Below are 6,128 nucleotides of genomic sequence, written 5' to 3'. Positions count from 1 at the left end.
CCCGGCAGACTTTATCTTCAAATTCTTAAGCAATTCAGAACCACGTTTTATCTCTACGCACTGCAAAGCAAAGTGCAGCACGTGACCTTCGTCGAATGTTAGCAACAATTCTGTGCATCGCACAAACATTTAAACTTGTTGACAAATTGATTCTGTAGCTCTCACTTAACGCGCAACATGCCACGGCACCATGGCTGAGGCACTGCGAGCAACGACCACATTTATCGGCACACAGTGATGTCTGGAGGTTCGGTGATGCAAGGCCTGATAAAAACGTAAGTTTCTAAAAGAATTTTGTTTACACGGGCGCGTTTAATCGATAACCTACCGGTTGCTTAGATGCGCCCTTAGCTCAGATGGATAGAGCATTTGACTACGGATCAAAAGGTCGGGCGTTCGAGTCGTCCAGGGCGCGTGCCGCTGTGGTGCACCTCCCATTTGTTGTTCCTGTTTTTGCGTATGGTTATTACTCAGTCGCTCAAGCTTGTATTACTCCTGCTGGTTTTGGTGGCCGCGTTTTGCTTTGCGGACTATGTCCCCTACACGCTAAAGTCCCTGTGCTACGCAGCTAGCCTCTCTATCAAAGAGGTTTTGGTGTTTGTGCTTCCACTGGTAGTTTTCAGCATTGTTTTTCACTCCACAAGCAAATTGCGGGGAGATAGCGCTGTAAAGACATTACTTCTCCTAATTTCGATGGTAGCGCTGTCAAACTCCGCATCGGTGGCCGTGGCACATTTCCTCGGAAGCTACCTATCAACTTCAGCAACCCACTCAATAATCTCAGGTGCACAACAAAACGCGCGCACGCTAGAGCCACTGTATGCCACTTTCCATTTACCATCTCTGATCAGCAGCGCAAAGTCACTGGCGCTCGGCTTCACGTGCGGGATAATACTTCCTGCAGTGTTGGGCAAAAGGTCCATCGACTTGTCTGAAAAGTTATCTAACTTGAGTGTTTTTATTCTTGACCGGATATTTGCACCCGTACTTCCAATATTCATACTAGGATCCGCCTTCAAGATGGAGAGTGAAGGCGCTCTTACCAGTTTGCGGGACAATGCGGGAGTTGTAGTATACATCTTTGCCTCTGCGTTTTTGTACACTACATTCCTGTATCTTGCAGGGAGTGGTTTTTCGCTGCGAAAAGCCCTTGGAACGATGAAAAACATGCTTCCGGCGGTCGTTACCGGGTTGGGCACAATGTCTAGTCTGCTGACCATGCCAGTGACGCTCACCGCCGTGAAAAGGAGCATCAAGCACCCGCACATTGCAGACATATCTGTGCCAGGTTCCGTCAATATACACCTACTCGGAGACTGTTTCGTCTCTGTAATGTTATTGCCGCTGCTGGTGGCAACGCTTGGGACAGAGGCTGTTACAACCTCTGATTACGTACACTTCCTGGTGTATGTGGTGTTGATGAAGTTTGCCGAGGCTGCAGTCGCTGGAACGGGATTAGTGCTTATGTTTCCAGTGGTTGAGCAGTATTTGCATTTTTCGCCTACCATGCTTTCGCTCGCTACTACACTTTTCATTCTGCTTGACCCCTTAATCACTGCGGTGAATGTGTTTGGCAATGGGGCGTTCTCCGTGCTGTTTGCAAGGGTGCATGACTTGCTTTTTCATCAGAAGAAAAAGCCCAAACGAGCGAGCGTATCTGGTCGCATACGTTAACAAATGTTTTCTATATTACTAAATTGGGATTAACAGCCAAAAATTTATTTACATGCACGAACTTAGGATATACCATCGGCGGTTTCGGCCCCATACAATGGCGTATGCGCCGGCATTTGCCTGCACACAGACGCGGGGCTTTTTTAAGCGATTGGAAACATATGTTCAATAAACATTCCCTGAGATTTGGGCTTTTGCTGGCACTCTCGTTGCTGGCATTCGCATTCGCAGATTTCGTACCGTATGAAGTACGGTCCTTTTCATACGCCGTAAGTTTATCCATAAAGGAAGTACTGGTCTTTTTACTACCGTTTATAGTATTCGGCGTCGTTTTCAGGTCGGTAAGCCGGCTACAAAGCGGCAATGCAGTCAAGATAGTAGTGCTGCTGATCACTATGGTGGTGCTCTCAAATGCGGCGTCGATATCCTCAGCGTATTGTGTTGGTAAGTATATTGCATCTACCAGCAAAACCGTAGTACTTCAAAATGCAGCAACAAATGGGGGGCTGGAGCCCTCATACGTGTTTCACCTCCCTCCTCTGGTGAGCACGATCAAGGCCGTAATCGCGGGGTTTTTGTGCGGGATGATTTTACCAAAATTTCTGCCACAGAAATCAGAAAAGGCCGCCGCTACTTTGTCGCGCATCAGTGCATTTGTCCTGGAGAAGGTTTTCACGCCCATCATTCCCCTTTTCATCGTTGGGCTCGTATTTAAAATGCAGAGTGACCAGCTGTCACAAGTGCTCCGCGACAACGCGGAGGTGGGGTTCTACATGTTCCTTGCGGTGTCTACGTATATTGTCCTATTTTACTGCGTAGGTGAGCGTTTTGTTATACGCAAAGCCATAGCGATGCTTAAAAATATGGTACCCGCTGCACTAGTCGGCTTCACTACCATGTCTAGCCTCATCTCCCTACCCTTGATTATAAAATCGGTGAAGAAAGACTCTGAAAACCCGGATATCGTAGACATAGCAGTGCCTGCTGTAATCAACATACACATGTTGGGAGATTGCTTTTTCATCGTAATAATGTCACTAGTAATATCGGGTACGTTCGGCAGCATTGAGTACGTTACCGCGTCTGACGCCATTTTGTTCATGCTCTGTTTCCTGATATCCATGTTCGCAATAGTGGGAGTACCTGGAGGTGGGGTTATAGTGATGCTGCCTATAATAGAAAAGTATCTTCACTTTTCCCCTACTATGTCGTCCCTAATAACCACGTTGTACGTTTTGTGTGACCCGGGCATCACGCTTGTAAATATTTTTGGGAACGGGGCATTTGCGATACTGTTTACGAAGGCCCATAAACTACTAATCTCGAAGAAATAAACATAGGGAGGCGTGTAGGTGAAGGTTATGGCGTTGGATGCCTCAGGCACCCAGTGTGCCGTTGCGGTATTTGACGTAGACAGACAAAAATTCTCTGAGGCGGTCAGCCCCTTACATAACAGACATGCCGAGTCGTTGTTTTCTCTCATTGACTCCGCACTTGCAGATTCTGGATCTACTTACCTTAGCCTCACCCATACCGTGGCCACCGTTGGGCCGGGCAGTTTCACGGGCTTGAGAGCCTCTCTCGCCGCTTTACAGGGGTTCAGGTTGGTTTCAAACATCCCTGTACATGCGGTAACCTTGCTCGAGCTCCAGGCATATCTCATATCAAAACACGGTCCCACAGGTAAAGACATACTGTCCATAGTAGAGCTACCCAACGACAGCCGCGCGTACAGCCAGGTGTTCAACAGCAAGCTGATTCCCATCACCAATGCCGCCATAGCAGAACGCAATTTAATATCTGAAGAAGGCTACGCTACACTTCGCTGTTGCAAAATTCCCGACAGTACAAATGCCAGAACTGCCGCCGAGTTTCTTGTATATAAACTGCTGCACAAATTGCCGGAAACCCCACTTGCTCCGATTTATTCCCGTTCTTACACCTAAAATCTAGAAGTACTGGAAGCCAGCCTATGCCACTGCAAATAGTAACCATGGGTGACAGCGCACCGCCGTTATGGCCCCATTATTCGTAGTTATGCCGCGAGAAAAAACTTGCAGATTGCCGCGGCTTGCTATATTCCTCGAGACAGGTCGGTCTGCTGGTGGCTTGCTATGAGGCTCAGAAACGTCTTCGTGGGTGCGGTTCTCGCCGCGGTGTTGTGCGCTTTCGTGTTTGTCACATTCGGTAGTGTGCTACCCTTTGGCGGTACCGCAAGTGATAGGTGTGTGGCGAAAGTGGGCTCAAGTTGCCTGTCACTGAGGGAGTACAGCATGGCTTACCGTGGGGAGCTGTCATATATAGAAAGTTTGGTGCACCAAAAGCTATCTGAAGATGACATAAAGCGGTTTGGCGTTAAGGAGATGACGCTTAGCAGGATGGTTGACGACATGGTGCTGGAAAAGTTTGCGAAAGAGCTAAACCTGCGGGTAAGCAATAAGAGCATCAGAGACCTGATAGGGGACATGCCCATGTTCCAGGACAAAAGCGGGAAGCTAGACGAACAAAGGTTTAAAGACCTACTGGCTGATGCGGGGATGACTGAGGCTTCATACATTGGGAAGGTGCGTGACTCTCTTCCGGCATTTGTGTTGTCCGAATGTATTTTCCCAAGGTCAGGTGAAGTATATTCACAGTATTACGACGGATTTGCGCAGGACGTTCTGCGCGGCATTATGCAGTCTCGCACGGTAGATATAGTGGAAATCTCACAAAGCGCTGTGGAAAACACCTCAACACCTACCGACAGTGACTTGGAAGCGATGTACAACGAAGGCACTAAAAATGGTGAGCTGATTATGCCCGAATACAGGAGCGCGGAATATATGATCGTCAGCGAGGACGACGCGCTGGACGAGGTTACCGCTTCCAATGACGAGGTAGAAAGCGAGATAAAGAATAGCGAACTTCATGACCAGAGAGATGTTTTGAATCTCGTGTTTCCTAGTGAGAGCGAAGCAAGCGCCGCCTATAAAGCCATCAAGGAAGGGAAGGCGTTCGAGGCGGTTGTTAAAGACTTGGGCACAACAGTGGAGGAAGTTACCCTGCGAAACGTCACCAAGGAGCTTTTGCCGATCGAGGTCCGAAACACGGTGTTTGATCTGAACGAAGGGGAGGTAAGCGGGGTCTTCCGCAGTGTCGTGGGGTGGCATGTCATGAAGATTTTGAGCAAGCACCCTATTTCCGCAAAAGATCTGAAAAAGCTCAAGGAAAAGGTTGCAATGAGCATAAAAAGGCAGAAGGCTAGAGAGTTGTTTTCCGCCAGTATCAGGAAAGCCAATGAGATGATAAGTCACGGTGCTACGTCGTTCTCCGAAGTTGCAGACGTGTTCAAAAAGCCTGCCATAGGCGCTTTAAAAGATTTTGACAGTAACGGGCAGGACTCTACAGGCAAGAGTCACACATATGCGGAGGAGTCGTCCTTTCCGGGCATAGTTGGGGCTTTGCCGCCCCTTGCGTTTTCATCCCAGGTGGGCAAGCCTTCGCATTTTGTCAGCATCGGCAATGCATATTTTAGTGTCATAGTAACCGGCGTCACGCCTTCAAGGACCAGGACTTTCGATGAGAGTAAGTCTCTGCTGCTAGATAAGTGGAAAAATGACTTTCGTGGTTGGTGAGATGCTCAAACTTGCCAGCGATCTGACAGCGAAGCTAAAAGCGGGCGAAAACCCAGGTAGTGCTGTGGGCATTGTGACAAAAAAGAATGAAAATATCAGCAGGGTAAACAGGAAAAAGGGTAGTAGCAACTATCCGGAGGATCTTGTCGACCAAGTGTTTGAAATGCGCATAGGTGACGTGGGCGAGGGGGTGATAGATCAAGGCGCAAATAAGATTTTTATAGCAACGCTTAAGGACATCAAGACCCCAGGCCAGGTCAATGAAAAAGAGCTAAAAGAGTTCCAGGCGCACTTCACCAGCAGCGCGATATCATCCATCAGGCGGCAGCTGCTTAGTCATCTCACAAACAAGTACGGCGTCAAGATTAATAAAAAGCTGCTTGAAGGGGTATAGCGGCGCGGGCTATCGGGAGGGAATGAGAAAGGTTGTTTTCCCTCTGGTGGCGGGTTTGCAGAGCGTTTAGGTCTTGGTGACTCCGGTAGAGTTGCCGTGTGTCTGTAAGCAATGCTGTGTCTCAACCTTGCCAGGAGACTAAAAACCGTGACTGTCACGCTAACAGGTTGCTGCACTGAGCGATTTCATGATAAGAAGGGCGCAATCCGCGACGGTTGCTGCTACACATCTCAGTCACAAACACATTACAGCAACGCGGCACAAGCAGATACTATTCTGTCACAAGCTCGGGATAATTCATCGTCCGCGAGTGCGTATGAAATCCTGAAAAAAATCCGGTGCACCAAACGCTACGCCCGGCACAACGGCAACTTTATGCTGGAGCAAATACTTTGCAAAATCCGTACCATTGGCGATTACAAAGCCCTCAGCCCTTTTACCAA

Annotated in this window: 5 protein-coding genes, 1 tRNA gene and 1 pseudogene; 6 read left to right on the top strand and 1 reads right to left on the bottom strand. The window is 48.5% G+C overall.

Annotated elements, in window-relative coordinates; translation table 11 throughout:
- Positions 1 to 341: 341 nt before the first annotated feature.
- The 6 genes from GAC_RS02435 (at position 342) to GAC_RS05960 (ending at position 5,685) form a co-directional block, all read left to right on the top strand.
- Positions 342 to 415, top strand: a tRNA-Arg gene (locus tag GAC_RS02435).
- Between the two features lie 23 nt (positions 416 to 438).
- Positions 439 to 1,674 (top strand): cation:dicarboxylate symporter family transporter, encoded by a 1,236-nt coding sequence (locus GAC_RS02430; protein ID WP_223822852.1) that lies wholly within the window; start codon positions 439 to 441, stop codon positions 1,672 to 1,674.
- A 161-nt stretch (positions 1,675 to 1,835) separates the two neighbouring features.
- Complete coding sequence (locus GAC_RS02425; protein WP_010267470.1) at positions 1,836 to 3,008, top strand: cation:dicarboxylate symporter family transporter; 1,173 nt, start codon at positions 1,836 to 1,838, stop codon at positions 3,006 to 3,008.
- A gap of 27 nt (positions 3,009 to 3,035) precedes the next feature.
- Positions 3,036 to 3,620 (top strand): tRNA (adenosine(37)-N6)-threonylcarbamoyltransferase complex dimerization subunit type 1 TsaB, encoded by a 585-nt coding sequence (gene tsaB / locus GAC_RS02420; RefSeq protein WP_010267469.1) that lies wholly within the window; start codon positions 3,036 to 3,038, stop codon positions 3,618 to 3,620.
- Positions 3,621 to 3,788: 168 nt separating this feature from the next.
- On the top strand, positions 3,789 to 5,291 hold the full coding sequence (locus GAC_RS02415) for a peptidylprolyl isomerase (RefSeq protein ID WP_241760129.1): 1,503 nt from the start codon (positions 3,789 to 3,791) through the stop codon (positions 5,289 to 5,291).
- Positions 5,272 to 5,685: a peptidylprolyl isomerase gene (locus tag GAC_RS05960; protein WP_241760128.1), complete on the top strand. Its 414-nt coding sequence runs from the start codon at positions 5,272 to 5,274 to the stop codon at positions 5,683 to 5,685. Before GAC_RS02415 ends, GAC_RS05960 begins: the two co-directional genes overlap by 20 nt.
- A 245-nt stretch (positions 5,686 to 5,930) precedes the next feature.
- Here GAC_RS05960 and GAC_RS05955 read toward each other — a convergent pair.
- A pseudogene (locus GAC_RS05955) lies at positions 5,931 to 6,128 on the bottom strand (aminotransferase class I/II-fold pyridoxal phosphate-dependent enzyme); the annotation flags it as partial.

The sequence above is a fragment of the Anaplasma marginale str. Florida genome, assembly GCF_000215485.1.
Lineage (GTDB): Bacteria > Pseudomonadota > Alphaproteobacteria > Rickettsiales > Anaplasmataceae > Anaplasma > Anaplasma marginale.
This window is presented reverse-complemented; position numbering and strand designations above follow the sequence as displayed.

Bases quoted from the DNA above. Each gene is read 5' to 3' on its own strand.
- GAC_RS05960 (WP_241760128.1), top strand. From the start codon at position 5,272: ATGACTTTCGTGGTTGGTGAGATGCTCAAACTTGCCAGCGATCTGACA.
- GAC_RS02415 (WP_241760129.1), top strand. From the start codon at position 3,789: ATGAGGCTCAGAAACGTCTTCGTGGGTGCGGTTCTCGCCGCGGTGTTG.
- GAC_RS02425 (WP_010267470.1), top strand. From the start codon at position 1,836: ATGTTCAATAAACATTCCCTGAGATTTGGGCTTTTGCTGGCACTCTCG.
- tsaB (WP_010267469.1), top strand. From the start codon at position 3,036: ATGGCGTTGGATGCCTCAGGCACCCAGTGTGCCGTTGCGGTATTTGAC.